Source organism: Corynebacterium minutissimum, assembly GCF_016889765.1.
GTDB classification, from domain to species: domain Bacteria; phylum Actinomycetota; class Actinomycetes; order Mycobacteriales; family Mycobacteriaceae; genus Corynebacterium; species Corynebacterium minutissimum_B.
This window is the reverse complement of the sequence record NZ_CP069533.1, coordinates 1,625,076-1,645,111: the sequence shown is the minus strand read 5'-3', so window position 1 is coordinate 1,645,111 and position 20,036 is coordinate 1,625,076. Positions and strand designations below refer to the sequence as shown.

Annotated in this window: 20 protein-coding genes and 4 tRNA genes; 7 read left to right on the top strand and 17 right to left on the bottom strand. The window is 61.7% G+C overall.

The features are described from left to right. Positions 1–23: 23 nt before the first annotated feature. From rplA to I6J26_RS07590, 9 genes are all read right to left on the bottom strand, one after another. Complete coding sequence (rplA, locus tag I6J26_RS07630; protein WP_070821634.1) at positions 24–728, bottom strand: 50S ribosomal protein L1; 705 nt, start codon at positions 726–728, stop codon at positions 24–26. A 99-nt stretch (positions 729–827) separates the two neighbouring features. Continuing rightward, positions 828–1,271, bottom strand: a complete 444-nt coding sequence (gene rplK, locus I6J26_RS07625; protein WP_070520976.1) for a 50S ribosomal protein L11 — start codon at positions 1,269–1,271, stop codon at positions 828–830. A gap of 165 nt (positions 1,272–1,436) precedes the next feature. Then, positions 1,437–2,366, bottom strand: coding sequence for a transcription termination/antitermination protein NusG (gene nusG / locus I6J26_RS07620; protein ID WP_115021129.1), 930 nt, complete (start codon positions 2,364–2,366; stop codon positions 1,437–1,439). A gap of 126 nt (positions 2,367–2,492) precedes the next feature. After that, positions 2,493–2,819 carry a preprotein translocase subunit SecE gene (secE, locus tag I6J26_RS07615; protein ID WP_115021128.1) on the bottom strand — a complete coding sequence of 109 codons (327 nt, stop codon included), beginning with the start codon at positions 2,817–2,819 and terminating at the stop codon, positions 2,493–2,495. A 24-nt stretch (positions 2,820–2,843) separates the two neighbouring features. Next, a tRNA-Trp gene (locus I6J26_RS07610) sits at positions 2,844–2,919 on the bottom strand. 128 nt (positions 2,920–3,047) lie between these two features. Beyond that, positions 3,048–3,119: transfer RNA gene (locus tag I6J26_RS07605), tRNA-Met, on the bottom strand. Between the two features lie 34 nt (positions 3,120–3,153). Further along, positions 3,154–3,229, bottom strand: a tRNA-Thr gene (locus I6J26_RS07600). 245 nt (positions 3,230–3,474) lie between these two features. Next, positions 3,475–3,556, bottom strand: a tRNA-Tyr gene (locus I6J26_RS07595). Between the two features lie 76 nt (positions 3,557–3,632). Then, on the bottom strand, positions 3,633–4,637 hold the full coding sequence (locus I6J26_RS07590) for a polyprenyl synthetase family protein (protein WP_070669545.1): 1,005 nt from the start codon (positions 4,635–4,637) through the stop codon (positions 3,633–3,635). 94 nt (positions 4,638–4,731) lie between these two features. Between I6J26_RS07590 and I6J26_RS07585 the strand changes: the two genes are divergently transcribed. Beyond that, positions 4,732–5,970, top strand: a complete 1,239-nt coding sequence (locus I6J26_RS07585; protein ID WP_115021127.1) for a geranylgeranyl reductase family protein — start codon at positions 4,732–4,734, stop codon at positions 5,968–5,970. A gap of 21 nt (positions 5,971–5,991) precedes the next feature. Here the strand turns inward: I6J26_RS07585 and I6J26_RS07580 are convergent, their stop codons facing one another. The 7 genes from I6J26_RS07580 to I6J26_RS07550 form a co-directional block, all read right to left on the bottom strand. Next, a complete protein-coding gene (locus I6J26_RS07580; protein ID WP_115021126.1) occupies positions 5,992–6,681 on the bottom strand; it encodes a demethylmenaquinone methyltransferase in 690 nt (229 codons plus the stop codon). 11 nt (positions 6,682–6,692) lie between these two features. Further along, complete coding sequence (locus I6J26_RS07575; protein WP_070669548.1) at positions 6,693–7,892, bottom strand: glycosyltransferase family 4 protein; 1,200 nt, start codon at positions 7,890–7,892, stop codon at positions 6,693–6,695. Between the two features lie 8 nt (positions 7,893–7,900). Beyond that, positions 7,901–8,284, bottom strand: a complete 384-nt coding sequence (locus I6J26_RS07570) for a DUF3592 domain-containing protein (protein ID WP_231913989.1) — start codon at positions 8,282–8,284, stop codon at positions 7,901–7,903. Positions 8,285–8,345: 61 nt separating this feature from the next. Beyond that, positions 8,346–10,037 carry a 2-succinyl-5-enolpyruvyl-6-hydroxy-3-cyclohexene-1-carboxylic-acid synthase gene (gene menD, locus I6J26_RS07565; RefSeq protein WP_115021125.1) on the bottom strand — a complete coding sequence of 564 codons (1,692 nt, stop codon included), beginning with the start codon at positions 10,035–10,037 and terminating at the stop codon, positions 8,346–8,348. Then, a complete protein-coding gene (locus I6J26_RS07560) occupies positions 10,030–10,623 on the bottom strand; it encodes a hypothetical protein (protein ID WP_115021124.1) in 594 nt (197 codons plus the stop codon). Before I6J26_RS07560 ends, menD begins: the two co-directional genes overlap by 8 nt. Positions 10,624–10,646: 23 nt before the next feature. Next, positions 10,647–12,983: an ATP-binding cassette domain-containing protein gene (locus tag I6J26_RS07555; RefSeq protein WP_115021123.1), complete on the bottom strand. Its 2,337-nt coding sequence runs from the start codon at positions 12,981–12,983 to the stop codon at positions 10,647–10,649. Positions 12,984–13,031: 48 nt separating this feature from the next. After that, on the bottom strand, positions 13,032–14,051 hold the full coding sequence (locus I6J26_RS07550) for an o-succinylbenzoate synthase (RefSeq protein ID WP_181815329.1): 1,020 nt from the start codon (positions 14,049–14,051) through the stop codon (positions 13,032–13,034). Between the two features lie 85 nt (positions 14,052–14,136). On the opposite strand from I6J26_RS07550, the gene dcuC reads away from it, so the two are divergent. The 6 genes from dcuC (at position 14,137) to menE (ending at position 19,318) form a co-directional block, all read left to right on the top strand. Beyond that, positions 14,137–15,546, top strand: a complete 1,410-nt coding sequence (gene dcuC, locus I6J26_RS07545) for a C4-dicarboxylate transporter DcuC (RefSeq protein ID WP_115021121.1) — start codon at positions 14,137–14,139, stop codon at positions 15,544–15,546. 258 nt (positions 15,547–15,804) lie between these two features. After that, positions 15,805–16,266, top strand: coding sequence for a DIP1984 family protein (locus I6J26_RS07540; protein ID WP_039673555.1), 462 nt, complete (start codon positions 15,805–15,807; stop codon positions 16,264–16,266). 343 nt (positions 16,267–16,609) lie between these two features. Next, complete coding sequence (locus I6J26_RS07535) at positions 16,610–17,590, top strand: 1,4-dihydroxy-2-naphthoyl-CoA synthase (protein WP_115021120.1); 981 nt, start codon at positions 16,610–16,612, stop codon at positions 17,588–17,590. Between the two features lie 103 nt (positions 17,591–17,693). After that, on the top strand, positions 17,694–17,912 hold the full coding sequence (locus I6J26_RS07530) for a hypothetical protein (RefSeq protein WP_039673551.1): 219 nt from the start codon (positions 17,694–17,696) through the stop codon (positions 17,910–17,912). A gap of 84 nt (positions 17,913–17,996) precedes the next feature. Continuing rightward, on the top strand, positions 17,997–18,158 hold the full coding sequence (locus I6J26_RS07525) for a hypothetical protein (RefSeq protein ID WP_010189743.1): 162 nt from the start codon (positions 17,997–17,999) through the stop codon (positions 18,156–18,158). A gap of 11 nt (positions 18,159–18,169) precedes the next feature. Continuing rightward, positions 18,170–19,318, top strand: coding sequence for an o-succinylbenzoate--CoA ligase (menE, locus tag I6J26_RS07520; protein ID WP_070537500.1), 1,149 nt, complete (start codon positions 18,170–18,172; stop codon positions 19,316–19,318). Here menE and I6J26_RS07515 read toward each other — a convergent pair. Continuing rightward, entirely contained in the window at positions 19,315–20,004 is a 690-nt protein-coding gene (locus I6J26_RS07515; protein WP_070537501.1) for a metal-dependent transcriptional regulator, read from the bottom strand. The genes menE and I6J26_RS07515 overlap by 4 nt on opposite strands. Between the last annotated feature and the right edge of the window lie 32 nt (positions 20,005–20,036).

The window sequence follows — 20,036 nt, the reverse complement described above, 5'->3', positions numbered from 1 at the left end:
TTAGCGCGATGCGCTAGACCGATTTACTCGGTGTAGTTCTTCTCCACGGAAGCGTCGACCGGGATGCCCGGGCCGGAGGTGGTGGAGATGGTGATCTTCTTGGCGTAGACGCCCTTGGCGGAGGACGGCTTCAGACGAACGATCTCGTCGTACAGTGCACCGTAGTTCTCAGCCAGCTTCTCAGCGTCGAAGGAAGCCTTACCGATGATGGCGTGCAGGTTGGAAGCCTTGTCAACGCGGAAGGAAATCTTACCGCCCTTGACGTCAGCAACAGCCTTAGTCACGTCAGCGGTCACGGTACCGGTCTTCGGGTTCGGCATGAGACCACGCGGGCCCAGAACGCGGGCAACGCGGCCAACCTTGGCCATCTGATCCGGGGTAGCGATAGCAACGTCGAAGTCGATGTTGCCCTCGTTGATGGCAGCGATCAGCTCTTCGGTGCCCACGATGTCGGCGCCAGCAGCCTTAGCAGCCTCAGCGTTGTCGCCCTCAGCGAAGACAGCTACGCGGACGTCCTTACCGGTGCCGTGCGGCAGGGAAACGGTACCGCGAACCAGCTGGTCAGCCTTACGCGGATCAACGCCGAGGCGGAAGACAACGTCCACGGTGGCGTCGAAGTTCTTGGAGGAGGTCTCCTTGGCCAGCTTGGCGGCCTCGATCGGACGGTACAGGCGGGAACGGTCTACCAGCTCAGCGGCAGCCTTGTATGCCTTGGACTTGGTGCTCATAAGTGCAATTCCTTTTCTTGGATTGATGTGGTGATAGCGGGCCGAAGCTGGCCCTGCCACGCGCGGCACACGACGTGCCGCGCACTAAAGATTCGATTATTACTTAGCCGGGATGCCGTCAACGGTGATGCCCATGGAGCGAGCGGTACCAGCGATGATGCGGGCGCCGTTCTCGATGTCACGAGCGTTGAGGTCCTCGAACTTGGTCTGTGCAATCTCCTTGCACTGATCCCAGGTCACGGAGCCAACCTTGTCGGTGTGTGGAACGCCGGAGCCCTTCTTGATGCCAGCAGCCTTAAGCAGGAGCTTTGCAGCCGGCGGGGTCTTCAGCTTGAAGTCGAAGGAGCGGTCCTCGTACACGGTGATTTCCACCGGAACGACGTTGCCGCGCTGGGACTCGGTAGCAGCGTTGTAAGCCTTGCAGAACTCCATGATGTTGACGCCGTGGGCACCGAGTGCCGGACCAACCGGAGGAGCCGGGTTAGCAGCGCCTGCCTCGATCTGGAGCTTGATCAGGCCAGTAACCTTCTTCTTGGGAGCCATCGAATTACCTCTTTCCTGTGGTACCGAGGTGCCGCCACGATGAATAACAGCACCCCGTCCGGATGCTCACGCGTTGTGGGCCACCGGAGGATGAACGTTTTAACATGCGCAAAAGCGCACGGCGTTCAAGTTTAGAACACCGTGCGCCCAGCTCAAAATCGCTTTTTAGGAGATGCGCTCGATCTCCGTCGGGGACAGCTCCACCGGGGTCTCGCGGCCGAAGATAGACACCAGACCCTGCATCTTGCCGGTCTCCGGATCAATTTCGGAAATGGTGGCAGAAACAGAGGCTAGCGGGCCAGACAGGATGGTGACAGCCTCGCCCACCTCGAAGTCGTGCGCATAAGCCTTGGCCATTTCCTTCTCCGGCATGGCAACGACCTGCTCACCGTCAGCGTCGGCAGCCGAGCTCTCCGGGGTAACAGTTGCGTCGTTCGGCATGAGGAACTTGGCTACGTCTCGAATCTTCACTGGGGTTGCGTTGCCCTCATTGCCCACGAAGGAAGTCACACCCGGGGTATCGCGGACGACGGACCAGGCAGCGTCGTTAAGCTCCATGCGCACCAGCACGTAGCCCGGCAGCAGCTTGCGCTTCACAACCTTCTTCTTGCCGTCCTTCTTCTCCAGGACCTGCTCGACCGGCACGACGACCTCGAAAATGGAATCCTCCACCTCAAGCGTCTGGGCGCGCATGTCCAGGTTGGTCTTCACCTTGTTCTCGTAACCGGAGTAGCACTGAATGATGTACCACTGGCCCGGCTGCTTTTTCAGCTCACGGGTAAAGGCGCGCAGGCGAGTCTTGTACTCAGCCTCCGCTGCGGCGGCATCAGCACCAGGGGCTGCTGCGCTTTCCGACGCCTCCTCGTCCCCTTCCTCAGCACCGCCACCCAGCGCTGCCTCAGCGGCCTTCGCAGCGGCTTCCTTCTCGGCAGCTTCCTGCTCTTCGGCGGAGAGTTCCTCCTGCTGTTCCTCGGCGGCAGCTGCGTCCGTGGTCTCCTCGGCAGCTTCCGCTGCCTCAGCGGCCTCAGCTGCCTGGTCCTGGACGTTATCGATCATGGCCTGTTCAAGGGAAGTGCCAGTGGTTTCGTCGCTCATTGTTTGCTCCATCTGTATGTTAATCCGTCTAGTCACCACCAGGGTACCCGGGGGTAGCTAGGGCAAAAAGTATCCCGCCGTTCCCCTGATGGGATTCGGCGGGATGAAAGTATGCGGTTGATTCTACTAAGGTGCGAGGACCGCTTCAACTCCGAGGCCAGTCAGCGTGTCAACACCCCAGACAAGTGCAGTCAGCACGATGAGGAAGGCGAAGGTCACGAGGACGTACTGGACCATTTCCTTGCCAGTAGGCCAGACGACCTTCTTTACCTCGGAGACAACTTCACTCGGGAAGGAGGCTACGGAGCCACCGGCGGATTCTTCCTTATTGTCCTCGACGCGCACAACGCGCTTGTCAGCGTAGGACTCAGTAGAGGTGGTCGCTGCGCCAGAGAGCTGACGCTTGCCGGTTGGGCGGGCCGCCCCGGTGCTCGGCTGCTTTTCATCGCTCACGGCGATTTCCTCCTTGAAGTGATGTGGCAGGGGCGACAGGACTCGAACCTGCAACCTACGGTTTTGGAGACCGTTGCGCTACCAATTGCGCCACGCCCCTTTGCGTGCCCTTTTGGGACAACGCACAACCCTACCAGAACGGTGATCCCACATGGAAACCACGTGCCGTGTAAGGCTGGGAGTCGGTAGTAAAAAAGCGCCCGGAACACGGGCGCTTTTCCTTCCCGGTAGCGATGGCGAGAATTGAACTCGCGACACAGCGATTATGAGTCGCTTGCTCTACCACTGAGCTACACCGCCATATTCACCTTCCAGAAATGTCTGGAAACATGAATGGAGCCCCCTGACAGAATCGAACTGTCGACCTTTTCCTTACCATGGAAACGCTCTGCCGACTGAGCTAAGGGGGCACAGCCTCTGTGAGTCACGGAGAATCTCCGCTGTGCTCTCGTTGAAGCCTTGAAAAGATTAACCCGAAACGCTCAAACAACACAAATCGCCAGCATAGTGAATGTTTTTAAGCCTTTAGAAGAAGCTTTTAAACACACCCTCAACGCCACCCTAGGCCGCCCCAGCCCCCCATGCGCCCGCGATCGCGTCCCCGCGCAACACAAAATCCCGCAGGCACATTTCTGTGTCTGCGGGATTCTTTCTGTGCCAGGTAGAAGATTCGAACTTCTGAAGGCAATGCCGGCGGATTTACAGTCCGCTCCCTTTGGCCGCTCGGGCAACCTGGCATGCACTCGTGAGTGCGGTTATGTACTTTACTACGAAGTCCCGCCCAACATGCAAATCAGCTGGCAGGAGCCCCAATTAGCCCACGCGCTGGACCGTGTAATCCGCGAGCTGACGCAGCGCTTCGCTCGCCGTGCACTCGGGCAAGAGCGAGAGCTGATCCTCCACCACGCGCAGGTAGGCGTTGACATCCGCCATGGCCTTGTCGCGACCGGTAGACTTCCACAACAATTCGATGGCGCGGTCCACGGAGGCGTCATCAGTCAGCGGGCCCGTGAGCAAGCCACGCAGCTCGTCGCCGACCTCACCTTCTTCCTCCAAGGCGTAGAGCACTGGGAGCGTAAAGACGCCCTCGCGCAAGTCGGTACCCGGGGTCTTTCCGGATTCTTCCGGGTCGGAGAAGATGTCGATGATGTCATCCACGATCTGGAAAATCATGCCCACGGCCGAACCAATTTGGCGCAGGGCCTCGCACTGCTCGGGACCTGCACCTGAATGATAAGCACCCAGGTAGCCGGCGGAGGCAATAAGCACGGCCGTCTTTTCCCGAATAACCGCCGTGTAGTGCTCCACCGCATTGGCCTCACCAGCGCCGATTGTCTCACGCATTTGGCCGGTAACGAGCTCTTCGAAGGTCTCGGCAAAGTGCTCGACGGTGTGCGTATCAAGCTGGCTCATCAACCGCGAAGCATGCGCAAGAAGGGCATCACCAGCCAGAATCGCTACGGAATTTGTCCAACGGAAGTTTGCGGATTCCACACCGCGGCGACGGTCAGCTTCATCCATGACGTCGTCGTGATACAACGTAGCCACGTGCACCATTTCCACAGCCGTGGCTGCCTTGATCACCTCAGGAGACTCCGGGCGCTCACCGAATTCGGAGGCCAGCAGCGCCATCATTGGACGGAAACGCTTACCACCAGCCATCGAGAGGTGACGTACCTTCTCCTTGAGGAAGTCCTGCCCGCGGTCGAGCTCCGCGCTGAGCAGATCTTCAACGGCAGTCATCCCGGCGTTGATACGCTCGGTGAGCTGCGCATCCCCCAAGTTCACGTGCTTGGCGTGAGTTTGGCCGTGTGACATTAAACGCGTTCCTTATTAACTCAAAAATCCTAGTGTTTACTTACCGTAGCCCATAGCACGGCCCTCAACACACTCAAGGCCACTATCCCGTGCAATGATAGTCCCCATGTCGGAGCAGATCGATTCCATCCATGCAGACGTCGCTGTTGTCGGTGCCGGCCCCGCTGGCGCCGCGGCCGCTATCCATGCCGCGCGAGCCGGTCACGACACTGTGCTTATCGACGCCTCCCCCTTCCCCCGCGATAAAACCTGCGGCGATGGCCTCACTCCCCGCGCCATGCATCAGCTGGATCTTCTCGGCATCGAGCCCAACGCCTCCTATCGCAACCGTGGGCTGAAGCTGCATGGCTTTGGCGGTTCAGTTACTGCACCATGGCCGGCAACGTATCCCTCGCAGGAAGGCACGGCCCTGCCGCGCTATGAGTTTGACGCGCTCCTGGTCACCGCCGCCCAGGACGCTGGTGCGCGTCTTTTCACCGGTACCGCTTCCGACCCCAAGCTCACCGGCAACCGCCTCACCTCTTTCGCCGTAGGCCAGCAGCGTGTAAGTGCTAAATGGGTCATTGTCGCGGACGGCGTGCGTTCCACCTTCGGCAAGCAGTTGGGCCGCCGGTGGGACCGCAATGAGGTTTACGGCATCGCTGCGCGCGCCTATGCCGATTCCCCACACGATGGCGAGGAGTGGATGCACTCCCACGTCGAGCTCAAGGACTCGGACGGCATAGTCCAGCCCGGCTACGGCTGGATCTTTCCGCTTGGCCAGGGTGTCAACATTGGCCTCGGCGCGCTCTCCACAGCTTCCCGGCCGGCACGGCTCAACACGAAGAAAGCCTTGAGTTTCTACGCCGATCAACAGCGAGCGGACTGGGGTCTGGGCGAACTGCGCAACGTTACCTCGGCGATGCTGCCCATGGGCGGCGCGGTCTCTGGCGTGGCCGGCGCTAACTGGATGCTCATCGGTGATGCCGCCGCCTGCGTCAATCCGCTCAACGGCGAAGGGATTGACTACGGCTTGGAAACGGCCGCTCTCGCCGTCGAGATGCTCGGCACGAAGGATCTCACCTTGGCCTGGCCAGACCGCCTACGCGCCGAGTACGGGGAGGCTTTCCTGCTGGCCCGCACGGCCGCGCGTCTTCTGACCTACCCGCAGTTTCTGCCGCTTGCCGGGCCTATCGCCATGCGCGGTCCCGTCGGCCGCATGCTCATGCCTGCCGCCGCGCGCCTTATGGGCAACCTCATCACGGAAGAAGACAAAGACCTCATCGCCCGCGCTTGGCGGCTCGCTGGTGGCGCGGTATCCGCGCTGCGCCGCGATACGCCTCTCTGGGCCTAAGGCCTGTGGGACTTAGGCCCCTTAAGCAGGTTTAACCGCCGAGTGCAGTGCCACGATGCCGCACGTCAGGTTGCGCCAGCCTGCCTGCTCCCACCCATTGCGGTTAATGGCTGCCGCGAGTTCATGCTGCTCCGGCCACGCGCGAATGGACTCTGCGAGGTAAACGTAGGCCTCCGGGTTGGAGGAGACCACCTTGGCAATCGGCGGCAGCAAGCGGGTCAGATATTCCTTGTACACGGTGCCAAAGACCGGAATGACGGGCTTGGAAAACTCCGCGACCGCCAAGCGCCCACCCGGCTTGGTCACGCGGGCCATCTCGCGCAAACCGAGCTCGAAATCGTGGATATTGCGCAGGCCATAGGAGATGGTCACCGCATCAAAGGTGTTATCGGCAAAAGGCAGACGCATGCCATCGCCGGCGACCTTCGGCACGTCACGGTCCTTACCGGCCGCGAGCATGCCGCGCGAGAAGTCACAGGCCACGCACCACGCACCAGACTTAGCTAGCTCCACAGTGGACACTGCGGTACCGGCAGCGAGGTCGAGAACCTTCTCCCCTGGCTTAAGGTCAAGTCGCTCGCGGGTCAGACGGCGCCAGCGCGCATCCTGGCCAAAGGACAGCACCGTGTTGGTGATGTCGTACTTCTTGCCCACCGCGTCAAACATGCGCGCGACATCGAAGGGCTTTTTATCCAGATCTGCCTTAGACACAAAAGCCAAGTCTAGGCTACGCGTGCACCGAGGGCGCGAGCGGCCCAACGCGGCAGCTCTGGGCGCTGGCCCAAGATGGTCAGGGGAACCTCGCGCACATCCTCCAAGACCTCCTCGTAATAACCCAGCAGCTGCTCGCACAGTGCAGGCCACGTCTTCGTGGAGATGGACTCGCGAGCATTCGCGCGCAGCTCCTCGTGGATCTCCGGGTTAAGCAGCGCATCGACGGCGTTGGGGAGGTCCTCGACGAACGTTGAAACGTCGAGAAGCAGCCCGTTATAGCCCTCCTCAATGAGGTCTACCGGGCCGCCCGCACGCGGGCCGATGGTCGGCACACCAGAAGCCTGCGCCTCCTGGATGGCCTGGCAGAAGGTCTCAAACTCGCCGGCGTGGACGAAGACGTCGAGGGAGGCATAGGCCGCAGCGAGTTCCTCACCGCCAAGTGCTCCAGTAAAGACCGCACTGGGCAGCTGCGCTTCCAGCAATGGGCGCTCAGGGCCATCGCCAACGATGACGAGCTGGATATCCTCACGATCATTAAGCGCCGACAAACGGTGCACGCCTTTTTCCGCGGCCAAGCGGCCGACGAAGCCGACGATCTTCTTACGGCCGGTCGGCTCCCACTCGCGGCGCAGCGCGTCCGAGCGCTTCGACGGATGGAAACGCTCCGAGTCCACGCCGCGGCCCCAATGGCGCACGTTCTTGATGTGGTGCTTCTCCAAGTCAGCAATGGTGAGCGACGACGGCGCGAGGGTCATCTGGCAGGCGTTGTGAATGGTGCGCAGCCACTCCCACACGCCATAAGCCAGGGCGGAAGCGTGGTATTTAGTAGCAAATCCCGCCACGTCCGTCTGGTACAACGCCACAGCCGGGATGCGCAACTGGCGCGCGGAGAAGGCTCCCGCCGCGCCGAGAACGAACGGGCTGGCAAGGTGGATAATGTCCGGCTTAAAGGCACGGAGGGCTTCGTCCACGGCACTCGTGGGCACGCCCACCGGGAGGGAATCCACCAGCGGGACCCTCACGGTGGGGACGCGGACGATGCTGAACCCCAAGTAGTCAGGAATTTCCTCCTGCCCGTCCCGGGCACCGGGGGCAACAACAATGGCCTCGTGGCCGTGCTCGTGGAGGTACTCGAGCACGCGCAGCACGGAGTTGGTCACACCGTTGACGTTAGGCAAGAAGGATTCCGCGACGATAGCTACACGCATGCGCCCCATCATTCCTTGTCCGAGTTCTCCGTTGGTAACGGATGCGCTAAATTCCGGTTAATTTTTCCACTCCCCCACCACAACGCGCCCGCAATCAGCGTGGCGACGAGTGCCGAAGACAACCCCGGGATGATAGAGAGCGTCCACTCACGGCCCTCTACTTTCACCAGGTCAGGGTTGTTCTTGGCGTAGAGTACCCACACCTGTTGCCCCTCTCCCAGGCCAGTGGGATAGAGCAGACCGGTCGGCGGGGAGTGATAGATGCCCTCGCCGTCTTGGAAATCCACGAAGGTGCGCAGACGGCCCACATCGGTGACCGTGGCCAGCGCGCGCCCGGGGTTGGCGTTAATGGCGCGGTCATTGAGAAAGGGCCCAATGACCATTCCCGCCATGCCCACCAGCGCCGCCGCATAGAGCACCAGGATAATTTGGCGCACCCGCCGCCGCGTCACGTTACTGGCCTACCTTAGCCGCCAGAGCTTCCTGCAGTGCGCGCCGCGTAGACCGCGTGGTGTGGGCTTCCACCACGGTGATCCCGGTGGAGTATTCCTTGAGCTCCGCGAGGACGTCGAGAAGCTCCTGCGCCGAGCTCGCCTCGCGGTAGTCAGCACCGCAGGCTTCCGCAAGCTTGGCGACGCCCACCCCATGCGGCGTCCCAAACGCCTTCTCGAAGGATGCACGCAGCGGCTCACGGCCCTGCTCGAGCAGCTCAAAGATTCCGCCGCCGTCGTCGTTTGAGACGACGATGGTGAGGTTCTCCGGGCGCGGATTGTCCTCGGGGAGGATGAGCGAGGTGGCGTCGTGCAGGAACGTCACGTCCCCCATGAGCGCTACGGTGCGCGGCGCGCGCGGTGCGTCTGCCTCGCGGGACTGCGTGGCTAGCGCGATTCCGATGGCTTGGGCAATGGTTCCGTCAATACCGGCAGCACCTCGCGGCGAGTAGGTCTCCACGCCATCGAAGGGAAGGCCAATGAGGGAGGCATCCCGCACGGGATTGGAGGCGCCCAGGACGAGGGTGTCGCCGACGGCGAGGGTGTCTCCCACTGCGGCGGCCACGTGCAGGCCGGTAAAGCCGATGTCGGAGCCTGTCGCTTCCTCGCTGGTGGTCTCCGCCAGGACTTCGCGAACACCGTCGGCCGCCATCTGGGCTGCGCCTTCGCAGATCTTCATCCAGTCCCGGGTAGGCTCGCCGCTGGTCTTCACCGTGGTACCCAGTTGCGCGGACTCGCCGCGAGGGTTGGTGAAGTCCTCGGTGCGCGACAGGCAGATGAGATCAATATCGGGGTCACTCAACAGCGCCAAAACCCCGCGGTGCAGGGTGGGGTGGCCCACGACAATAACCTGCTCCGCCTTGGTGTTGACCACGTAGTCATTAGCGGAGACCTGCGCTCGACGGAAAAGGTGCGCGGCGGCTGGGTGTACCGGGTGATAAGGCGCAGGTGCGGTGGGCTCGGCAATGGTCGGCACATCCTCGAGGCCCTCCACCTCCCAGGCTTCGTCGCCCGCGACGACGAGCGTGTTACGGCTCAGGTCCACGGCAACCTCACCGTGGTTGGACCAGCGTGGGGTCCGCGCGCGGTGCTGGGTGAAATCGCTCGGCGTGCTGGGGAGCTCTTCCCCCACCAGCGGGACACCAAAGGCCACGTTGATGTGTACCTGGCGGTCAGTGAGGAAACGCTCAGCAATGAGTGGAATATCGCTGGTCTTCTCCACCTGAGTGGTGGAGGCATAGACACCAAAAATGTCCTGCTGCTCAATGGTCTGGGACGCGCCGGTTCCCACCATGCGGGCAGGACGGTCTGCGCTAATCACTGCCAGCGGGGTATGCGAGTAGTGCGCTTCCACCATCGCGGGCAGAGTATTAGCCACCGCAGTGCCGGACGTCATGACAACGCCCACGTGGCGACGCTGCACGCGCGCCAAACCTAAGGCAGCAAAAGCCGCCGAGCGCTCATCCAGGCGGGTATGCACGCGAATATCGGGGCGCACGAGCAACGCCAGCGCGAGCGGCGCATTGCGCGAACCGGGGCACAGCACGACATCGGTAAGGTGCCGCGAGAGCTGCGCTGCCAGTGTTTGGGCCAGCTCCATCGACTCTGGCTGCTCAGTTGAGGCAGCGCTATCTGCGGCAGCGGTGTTAGACATTCTCACTGCCACCGTTCGCTTCAAGGTCACCAAGGAGATCGTTGAGCAAGCTCTCGATGTCGGACCCGCTCTCATCCAACTGGTCCTGCAGCTCTGGCGGGAGTTCGGTCGGCAGGTCCGCCGGCGGCTCCGGTGAATCTTCCTCTCGCGGTGCGTCCTTTGTGGTCGTCACCGTGGTGGGAACCTCCGTGGTCACGGTCTGAGTCTCGGTAACAGGCTCCGGAGCAGGTTTGTTGGCATCCTCCGCAGCGCCGCGCCAGAGGAAGAAGAGAATGCCGGCAATCACAACCGCGATGGCTGCGATTGCGGCAAAGACGTAGGCCAGTGCACTTCCGCTCTTCTTCTGCTCTTCTACCTGGTAGCTCGAAGGCACCGGGTCATACTGCGGCTGCTGGTAGTTCTGCTCGAATCCCGACGAGTTCTGGGAACCCGGCTCTGGGAAGTACTGCTGGGGGCGCTGCGGTGGTTGCTGGCGGGGCTGCTGGTTGCCCAGGCCCGGCTGGGGTGCGCCGAATTGGCGGGTTTCGTTGTCACCGTTGACGCGGTTGAATTGGCGCGTCTCGTTCTCGCCGTTGTGGTTGGTCATGGGATTCACCTTATCGTGCGTCCTTAACGTGTGCCTACGCCGCTCAAGACCCGGCCAGTAGGTGTTTCGCCCTTGGCAACGTCACCCGGCGCGCCGTCTGCCACGATTTTTCCGCCTTCAGCACCGGAACCAGGGCCCATCTCGATGACGCGGTCTGCGCCGGCGATGAGGTGAAGATCATGGTCCACGGTGACGACGGTGTGGGATGCGTCCACCAGCGAATGCAGTTCCTTAATGAGCAGGTCAATATCGGCCGGGTGCAGGCCCGTCGTGGGCTCATCCAGCAAGTAGACAGTGTGTCCGCGGCGTGAGTTGCGCGAGCGCTGCAACTCGGTGGCCAGCTTGATGCGCTGGGCTTCGCCACCGGAAAGCTCCGGGGCACCTTGGCCCAAGCGCAGGTAGCCCAAACCCACAGCATCAAGGGTCTGGACGGCGTGGAGGATCGGTTCCTCCTCGGCGAAGACCTCGAGGGCCTCCTCTACAGTGAGGTCCAAGATATCCGCGATGGTGTAGCCCTTCCAACGGATGGACAAGGTGTCCTCGTTATAGCGCTTGCCCTGGCAGTCCGGGCACTGCGTGTAAGAGCCGGGGAGGAAGACGAGCTCGACCTCAATCTGGCCCGCACCACCACAGGTGGGGCACTGGCCTTGCTTCACGTTGTAGGAAAAGCGAGAGACCGTCCACTTCTTTTTCTTCGCCTTCGGAGTGGCAGCGAAGAGCTTGCGCACGTTGTCAAAGAGGTTGGTATACGTCGCGACGGTGGAGCGCGGCGTGCGGCCGATGGGTTTCTGGGTAATGGACACCACGCGCTTGACGGCCTGTGGGCTGTCCTCGCCCGTGAGTTTTTCTTCAAGAACGTGCAGTAATGTGGATTTACCGGATCCCGAAAGCCCAGTCAGGACGGTGAACTGGCCCAGACCAAAGCTCACGTCGAGGCCGTCGATGTTATTCGAGTGCACGTTGCGCAGTTCCACCTCACCATGAGCCTGGCGCGGTTCCGACTTGGGCTCCGGATGCGAGCGCGCCAACGCACGGGCGGTGGGGGTATCAGCATCATAGTCCGCAACGGTCCCCGAGTACACCACCTGGCCGCCGCGCTCGCCGGCCAGTGGTCCAACGTCAACCAGCCAATCCGCGTCCTTGACCAAGGTCATGTCGTGCTCCACTAGGAGGACAGAGTTGCCCTCGTTGATGAAGCGGCGGCAGATATCCCGTACCGCATCACGCTCCGCCGGGTGGAGTCCCGCAGAGGGCTCATCCAAGACGTAGGTCACGCCAAAAAGGCCCGAGCGCAGCTGCGCGGCTAGACGCAGGCGCTGTACTTCGCCGGCGGAGAGAGTCTCGGTAGGACGGTCCAGGCTCAGGTGTCCCAGCCCTAATTCCAGCGCGGATTCCAGGGCCGGGCGAATCGTTTTGAGCAGCAAGTCTTCTGCATCATTCGGCTGCGGGGACCGCGACTGAAGAAGCTCGAGGGTCTCAGCGAGGGGAAGGTTATTAAAAGCATCGATAGGCAGCCCAGCGTAGGTCACCTTGAGTGCCCGCGGATTGAGGCGGCGGCCTTCACACATGGTGCATTCATGGGATTCCATAAAACTCAACGTGCGCGCACGCAGCGTGTCCGACTTCGTCTCCGCGTAAGTCTTACGCAGATAGGACGCCACGGAGCGCCACGTACCTTCGTAGTTGCGTTGGATCTGGTCTGCACCGCGGTGCGGTTTGACGGTGACAACCGGGCGCTCTTCGGTGAAGAGAATCCAGTCGCGGTCCTTCTGCGGTAAGTCTCGCCACGGCGAATCTAGGTCGTAGCCCAGCTCCTCCAAGATGTCGTGGAAGTTCTTGCCCGCCCAGGCACCGGGCCACGCCTTGATAGCACCTTCTTCGATGCTCAAGGAGGGGTCCGGAACCATGGAGGCTTCCGTCGGCTCGTGGACTACTCCGGTGCCTTGGCACTCTGGGCACATGCCCTCCGGAGTATTGGGTGAGAAGGAATCCGAGTACAACCCTTCGGGGTTGTCACCACACCGTGAGTACAAAAGGCGCACCGAGTTGGAGATGGCGGAAATGGTACCCACTGTGGAGCGTGCGCCACCTGCCGATGCCGATTGCTGCAGCGCCACCGTCGGCGGCAGGCCATCGATACCGCCGACCTGCGGATCCACGGCAGAAGCAATGAGGCGGCGAGCAAAAGGTGCCACCGACTCGAGGTAGCGGCGCTGGCCCTCACCGTGGATAGTGCCGAATGCCAGAGAGGACTTGCCGGAGCCAGACACGCCCGTTACCGCCACGAGCTTGCCGCGGGGAATGTCGACGTCGACATTGCGAAGGTTGTGTAGATGCGCGTCTCTCACTGAAATGGTCATGCCAGCCAGCCTACGCGGGCCTTAGGACATGTACCGTGAGCTGTCCTTTTATAGGTACGGCCAGCACTGGCGGACGCGCTCGAACCACCACTCACGTCGATCTGCTGGTGCGGCAAGCGAACTGAGGCGCTCCGGTTCTGGGATGAGGGATTCGGCGCGCAGGTGACCATCGACAAGCTCGCGCGGCGCGGTGACATCCTCTTTAAACAGCGACCCCGTGGCCAGGCCGGCTGCGGCTGGGGTGACGTCGATGTCTTCGTCGTCATAGATCTGCGGCAGCGCTGCCACCGCAGCCAGCCCCATCGAGATACCCACGGAGGTATCCAGCGCAGAGGCCACCGTGATGTCCATGTGGCGCTCACGCAGGTGCTGCGCCACCTCAAGGACCTTACGCACACCGCCCAACGGGGCTGGTTTGACCACGGCGACGTCGGCAGCCTGCAATTCCGCCACGCGGTACGGGTCGCTGGCCTTGCGAATAGATTCATCAGCCGCCACGCGGACGAAAATCCCGGCGCGCATGAGTTGGGCACGAACTTCCTTGAGTTCCTCAACGGTCTTGCAAGGCTGTTCCATGTAATCCAGCGGCATAAGCTCTTTCGCTGCGGTAACGGCTTCCTCGACACTCCAGCCGCAGTTGGCATCAACGCGCAGAACCGGCACACGGCCCTGGGACTCGATGTGGGCACGCACCGCGGCCACGCGCGCAATGTCGTCCTCCAGCGTCTGCCCTTTCTCCGCCACCTTGATCTTGAAGGTGCGGCAGCCCGGGTAGCGCGCCATCACTTCCGGCACCTGCGCAGCAGGAACCGCGGGGATGGTGCCGTTGACTTCTACCCACTCACGCACTGGCTTCGGAAAACCCTCGTAGGCGGCTTCCAAACCGGCGGCGAGCCAGCGCGCGGATTCTTCTGGGCCATACTCCAGGAAGGGGGCGAACTCACCCCAGCCCGCGGGGCCATCGATAAGCAGTGCTTCCCGCGTGGTGATACCGCGGAACTTTACGGCGAGTGGGAGGGAAACCACGTGGGCGCGATCAAAGACGTCATCAATATGCATGACGCTCATCGTACGTTGACCCGGAATGCGACAACCGTAATGGATAGTGATAAATTAATACGGTAATTGGTTATAACCAGAAGAAGGACCAGATATGCTCTATCTGCTCATCGCACTGCTGGCCATCGCTGCAGTTGTCTACCTCATCTATAAGAAAGTCCACGCCGCGGCTTCCATCTTCGCCGTTGGCGTCGTCCTGCTCATGCTCGCCGCGCTCACCGGGCGTGCTGACTTCCGCACCACCGAAATTGAAGCAACCGGCAATGCCTTCTATGACCAGCTGCTCGTAGTCGACGCACTGTTCAAGGCGCGCTTCTCCGGCATCGGTATGGCGATTATGGTGCTCTTTGGCTTCGTGTCCTATATGCGCCACATCGGTGCGGATGCCAAGACCGTCGTGGTGCTCTCCTCACCGCTCAAGCGCTTCAAAGGCTCGTACTGGCTGGTTCCGGTGGGCTTCATCCTGGGCACGCTGCTCTCGCTGGTGATCCCCTCGGCCGCGGCGCTATCCCTATTGCTCGTGGCCACGCTCCTGCCGGCGCTCATCGCCGCGGGCCTCACGCCGCTGACCGTGGGCGCCATCGTGGTGACCTCCTCAACCATCGTGCCCACCCCGCTGGAAGCAGGCCTCATCCAAGGCGCTGACCTCACCAACATGACGCCAACAGAATTCGTCTACGGCGCAGTTGCCCGCGCAACGGTTCCCACCCTGCTCATCACCGCCTTCGTCCACATGTGGTGGCAGCGCCATTGCGACAAGGTGGATGCCCGCAAGGCCGAAAGCTCCGGCGAGGTCAGCGCCGATTCGATGCACGATGACGCCACCGAGGAAGCCATTGCCCGCGCCGCCTCCCTACCGGGCTACTATGCTGTGCTCCCGCTCCTGCCGCTGCTGCTGATCATCATCTCCGCCATCCTCAAGCAGATGGGCATCATCCCCTTCGAAGGCGGCATCCTGCCGGTGACCGTGGTGTCCCTGTTCATCGCGATGATTATTGAATCCATCCGCAAGCGCACCGTCTCCGGCGCCGTGGACTCCATGGCTACCTTCTTCAAAGGCATGGGCGAGGGCGCTGCCGGCGTGGTCGCCCTGCTGGTCGCCGCCGCCGTCCTGGTGGAGGGCATCACGCAGATGGGTGTCATCGACATGCTTATCGACGCCGCCGAAGGCTCCTCCGGCGCCGCCGTCCTCATCGTCCTCATCTTCGTCGCCGCCACCGCCGCGATGGCCGCACTCACCGGTTCCGGTACTGCACCGTACTTCGCCTTCTCTGAAGTGGTGCCCAACCTGGCTTCGCAGACCTCCATCCACGCCCCACAGATGCTCACCGCCATTTGGGGTACGTCGAACCTCATGCGCCAGGTCTCCCCGGTTAACGCCGCGGTGCTCATCGTTTCCGGCGCCATCAAGGTCAACCCCATCCAACTGGTCAAGCGCACCTCCGTGCCCATGATCGTGGCGACGGTGCTCAACACGCTGTTTGCGTTCATGTTTATTGGGTAGCGGTTTTCGCGCGGGCTCAACGTTAATCACGGAGTCCGCGGTACGTTTTGGTAAATAAGGTCCCCCAAATCCGAAAAATTTCGGGCATATCTACGAAAACGTACCAACCAACCGCCCACGACGTACATATCGATCAAATAAGGCCCCAGATCATCGAAGTTTTGGGGAGCTATTTGTTAAAACCGTCACGACCATACGGCGTTCCCCCCATCCCTTCTGTACGATTGTGCAGATAAAGATTCCCATTAAGGAGGACCCATGCTACTTGCTGAAGCCCTGGCCGAACGCGCCCAGGCGCAGGAGCGCCTCAACACCCTGAAGGATCGTCTTGTGGCGACGGTCCGCGTGCAGGAAGGCGATGAACCGGACGAGAATCCGACGGATCTCCTCCGGGAGCTCGAGGGCGTCACTGCACGCATTGATGAACTCGTTATCGCTATCAACGCGACGAACACGGCTACGAAGTTCGATGAAGAGATCACGCTGATGGAGGCCTTGGCACTTCGCGATGGCCTCCTGCGCAAGCGCCGCATCTACCAGGGTTTGGCGGAACAGGCTGGTGCACGCCAGGATCGTTTCTCTCGTTCAGAGATCAAGTTCGTGGCCACCGTGCCCGTGCCGAAGCTGCGCGAGCGCGCCGATGACCTGGCCCGCCAGTACCGCGAGCTCGATACCCGCATCCAGCAGCTGAACTGGAATACGGAACTCATAACTAAATAAGGTCTGCCGCTAGTTGTGCCGCATCCTTGCGGCACGTAGTCATGTCGCGCGCTGTGCGCGCGACGGTAGCCCACACTTTTCGCAGCGAGCGCAACCCTTACTGGGCAGGGAAAAGTCCAGTGCTTCTCAGGCGCCTTCGTAGCGCAAGGAAGGCAGGGAGGTTCGATTCCGTCCCACTGTATGGTGTACCGCGCTGGTACGGATTACACGTGTACATTGACGGGGAAAATCCCGCAGTATTGTTTATTGTTTATCACCGCCGCGCTGGGCGGGGAGTGTGGGTGAGGGTTGGGAATGGGGACTATACTTCCGGCGCACTACTTTCCAATTAAGCTGGTGTGCCATGAGCGAGCAGAAGAACTACAGCACCGATAATCCTTTCAAGCCGGAGCTCTGGCAGACCGTCGAGGGCTTTGAGGACCTGACGGATATTACCTATCACCGGCTCATCAGTGATAGTCCGAAGCCACAGCGTAAAGATGGCATCGTCCGCATCGCTTTTGACCGCCCCGAGGTGCGCAATGCATTTCGCCCGCACACGGTGGATGAGCTTTACCGCGCGCTGGACCATGCGCGTCGTACCCCGGATGTTGGCACAGTGCTGCTGACTGGCAACGGGCCATCCCAGAAAGACGGCGGCTGGGCATTTTGCTCCGGCGGTGACCAGCGCATCCGCGGCCGCTCCGGGTATCGCTACGCCACTGAGCACGCGCACGATGACGCGACTGCAGACGAATCCACGGTAGACACCGCCCGCGAAAAGGTCGAAGGCGGCCGCTTGCACATCCTAGAAGTCCAGCGCCTCATCCGCACCATGCCCAAGGTGGTCATCGCCGTGGTCAACGGCTGGGCCGCCGGCGGCGGTCACTCCCTACACGTGGTGTGCGATATGACCATTGCCTCCCGCCAAGAAGCACGCTTCAAGCAAACCGACGCCGACGTCGGCTCCTTCGACGCCGGCTACGGCTCGGCCTACTTAGCCAAGATGGTGGGCCAAAAGTACGCCCGCGAAGTCTTCTTCTTGGGGCGCACCTACGACGCCCAGCGCATGTACGAGATGGGCGCGGTCAACGAGGTGGTTGACCACGCCGAGCTGGAGGACGCCGCCATCCAGATGGGACGTGAAATCAATATGAAGTCCCCCACCGCCCAGCGCATGCTCAAGTTCGCCTTCAACCTCACCGATGACGGGCTCATGGGCCAGCAGGTCTTTGCGGGCGAAGCCACGCGCCTGGCCTACATGACCGATGAGGCCGTCGAAGGCAAGGAATCCTTCCTGGAAAAGCGCGAGCCCAACTGGGATGACTTCCCGTACTACTACTAGGCCTCCATCGAGGGCTAGTGCCTTCTCTTCCACCCGAAAGATAAAAACGGAGTAATATCTAGGACAGTTAACGCCAGTAACTATAGCTCCCACGGAGGCAACCTTGACCACGGAGAAAATCAATCAGATAACCCGCCCAATCGGACTTGTCCTCTGCCTAATCCTTTTGGTTTCCCTGCGGCACTTTACCGAATGGTCATGGCTGCTACGGGCGGGCGTCGCCGTTGGCGCAACCATCGCCGCCATGCTGGTGCTGATTTTTGTCCTAGGTTGCTTCTCCACGGAAGAAGACACCCCCGAGACACACGAGGCCACTTCTTAAGGCTTAAGCCAGTAGGGAGGGCAGGTAGGGACCTGCCAGCTATCCTAATTACCACCAATCACCTTCACCCAGGGAGAGCCTGAAGTGCTGTATTTCGCCATTGCCCTCGCGGCCATCGCGCTCATTGCCGTCATTGCATCGCGAGTGTGGATGTTGCGGCGCATCCAGCAGGCTCAGAGGGACGGTGAGCGCCCCTTCGATCAGGAGGACGAACTCATCAACCCCTATGAGCACCGCGGGCGGTAACCTAACTAACCGTGACTTTCCTCTCTCCTCTGCCCGTCGATCCGCGTGACCCTGCCGCCATCCTCCCTGATCTGGAAGCGGCCATCGCAGGACAAGCCACCTTCCTGCCCGTCCCGGCGGAAGACCGCACCCGCGCGCAGCTGCTACGCAACCACATGCGCGCAGGAGAACCCATTGATTCTCCCATCGCGCTGGTCGTGGCCACCTCCGGGTCCACGGGCACGCCGAAGGGCGCGCAACTCACGGCTGCCAACTTGGTGTCTAGCGCCGATGCCACGCACCGCGCTCTCGGTGGCGCCGGCCAGTGGCTGCTAGCCATGCCCGCCTCCCATATCGCGGGCATCCAGGTATTAATCCGCTCGCTCGTCGCGGGCGTGGAGCCGCTCTGCCTTGACCTGTCAGAAGGTTTTTCCATCCCCAATTTCGCCCGCGCCGCGCACGAGCTGGCCGCCACTGGGGATCGCTCATACACGGGCCTGACCCCGATGCAGCTAGCCAAGGCCATGGATTCGCTAGAAGGAATCGAGGCCTTGCGCACCTTTGATGCCATCCTCGTCGGGGGTGCTGCCACCCACCCACAGTTGTTGGACTCTGCGAAAAAGCTGCGCATCAATATCGTCACCACCTACGGCTCCTCGGAGACCGCCGGCGGCTGCGTCTACAACGGTCGTCCTCTCGATAGCGCTCGTGTTCGCATCGGCGACGAGGGGCGCATTTACCTCGGCGGCCCCATGATTGCGCGAGGCTACCGGAACGTGGACTCAGATGCCTTCGTGGTCGATGAGTCCGGCACCTCGTGGTTTGCTACCTCCGACGCCGGCGCGCTTCACGACGGCCACCTCACCGTCACCGGGCGCCTCGACAACATCCTGAACACCGGCGGGCTCAAGCTCCACCCGGAGCAGCTCGAGCAGCACATCCTTCGCGTGCCGGGCGTGGAAGGAGTATGCGTGGTCGGCATCCCCCACCCACGCTTAGGGCAGATGATCGTCGCCGCCTATACCGGATGGGCGGATGTCGGCGATATCCTCGTGGCTCTCGATGACGTTGGCCTTCCCCGGTGGCACATCCCCAAGGATTTCAAGCGCCTGCCTGAACTCCCCACCACCGGCCCCGGCAAGGTAGACCGCCTCGCCGTCGCCCGCACGTGGGGCAGCTAATCCTCCGCTTCGCTGATGCTGCGTACGGCAATGCCGCGCGCAGCGGATTCCCCGAGGGGGAAGTGTGAACCGCCGTCGACGGCAACCTCGAGCACACCCGCGACCGAGGGGGCAACGACGGTCAATTCCACTCCCGGCCGCACTCCATATTTATCCAGGTAGCGCAAAAATTCGCCGTCAGCGTCAGTGACCTGCTCCACGGTGACGGGGGTCTGCGCGGGGACGTCGATAAGCGTAATGCGCGAGACCGGCTCGGCAGTGCCATCCGGGGCAGGTATGGGATCACCATGCGGATCGCGGGCGGGGTTGCCCAGGAAAGAATCGAGGCGTTCAACGAGCCTGTCGGACGTCGCGTGCTCTAGCATTTCCGCCTCATCGTGCACCTCATCCCAGGTATAGCCCAGAGTGCGCACGAGGAAGGTTTCCAGGAGTCGATGCCGGCGCACCATTGCCACAGCCAGCCGCCGGCCTTCCTCTACCAGCCGGACTCCAAAGTAGCGTTCATGTTCCACCAGTCCCTTCGCGGCCAGGCGCTTGACCGCCTCCGACGTGGTGGGCAGTTTCTGTCCAGCCGCTTTGGCTAGATCCCCGAGCGGCATCGCGGTATTAGCGCCCTCTTTCTCCTCATGGGTCCAGAGAAGCTTGAGGTAATCCTGGGTGCGTTCGGGTAGCTCGCTGATGTGCATACCCCCATCGTAGTTCAGCCTATTGCTTCCAA

Bases quoted from the DNA above. Each gene is read 5' to 3' on its own strand.
- rplA (WP_070821634.1), bottom strand. From the start codon at position 728: ATGAGCACCAAGTCCAAGGCATACAAGGCTGCCGCTGAGCTGGTAGAC.
- rplK (WP_070520976.1), bottom strand. From the start codon at position 1,271: ATGGCTCCCAAGAAGAAGGTTACTGGCCTGATCAAGCTCCAGATCGAG.
- nusG (WP_115021129.1), bottom strand. From the start codon at position 2,366: ATGAGCGACGAAACCACTGGCACTTCCCTTGAACAGGCCATGATCGAT.
- I6J26_RS07590 (WP_070669545.1), bottom strand. From the start codon at position 4,637: ATGTCACACGGCCAAACTCACGCCAAGCACGTGAACTTGGGGGATGCG.
- I6J26_RS07585 (WP_115021127.1), top strand. From the start codon at position 4,732: ATGATAGTCCCCATGTCGGAGCAGATCGATTCCATCCATGCAGACGTC.
- I6J26_RS07575 (WP_070669548.1), bottom strand. From the start codon at position 7,892: ATGCGTGTAGCTATCGTCGCGGAATCCTTCTTGCCTAACGTCAACGGT.
- I6J26_RS07570 (WP_231913989.1), bottom strand. From the start codon at position 8,284: ATGGCGGGAATGGTCATTGGGCCCTTTCTCAATGACCGCGCCATTAAC.
- menD (WP_115021125.1), bottom strand. From the start codon at position 10,037: ATGTCTAACACCGCTGCCGCAGATAGCGCTGCCTCAACTGAGCAGCCA.
- I6J26_RS07560 (WP_115021124.1), bottom strand. From the start codon at position 10,623: ATGACCAACCACAACGGCGAGAACGAGACGCGCCAATTCAACCGCGTC.
- I6J26_RS07555 (WP_115021123.1), bottom strand. From the start codon at position 12,983: ATGACCATTTCAGTGAGAGACGCGCATCTACACAACCTTCGCAATGTC.
- I6J26_RS07550 (WP_181815329.1), bottom strand. From the start codon at position 14,051: ATGAGCGTCATGCATATTGATGACGTCTTTGATCGCGCCCACGTGGTT.
- dcuC (WP_115021121.1), top strand. From the start codon at position 14,137: ATGCTCTATCTGCTCATCGCACTGCTGGCCATCGCTGCAGTTGTCTAC.
- I6J26_RS07540 (WP_039673555.1), top strand. From the start codon at position 15,805: ATGCTACTTGCTGAAGCCCTGGCCGAACGCGCCCAGGCGCAGGAGCGC.
- I6J26_RS07535 (WP_115021120.1), top strand. From the start codon at position 16,610: ATGAGCGAGCAGAAGAACTACAGCACCGATAATCCTTTCAAGCCGGAG.
- I6J26_RS07515 (WP_070537501.1), bottom strand. From the start codon at position 20,004: ATGCACATCAGCGAGCTACCCGAACGCACCCAGGATTACCTCAAGCTT.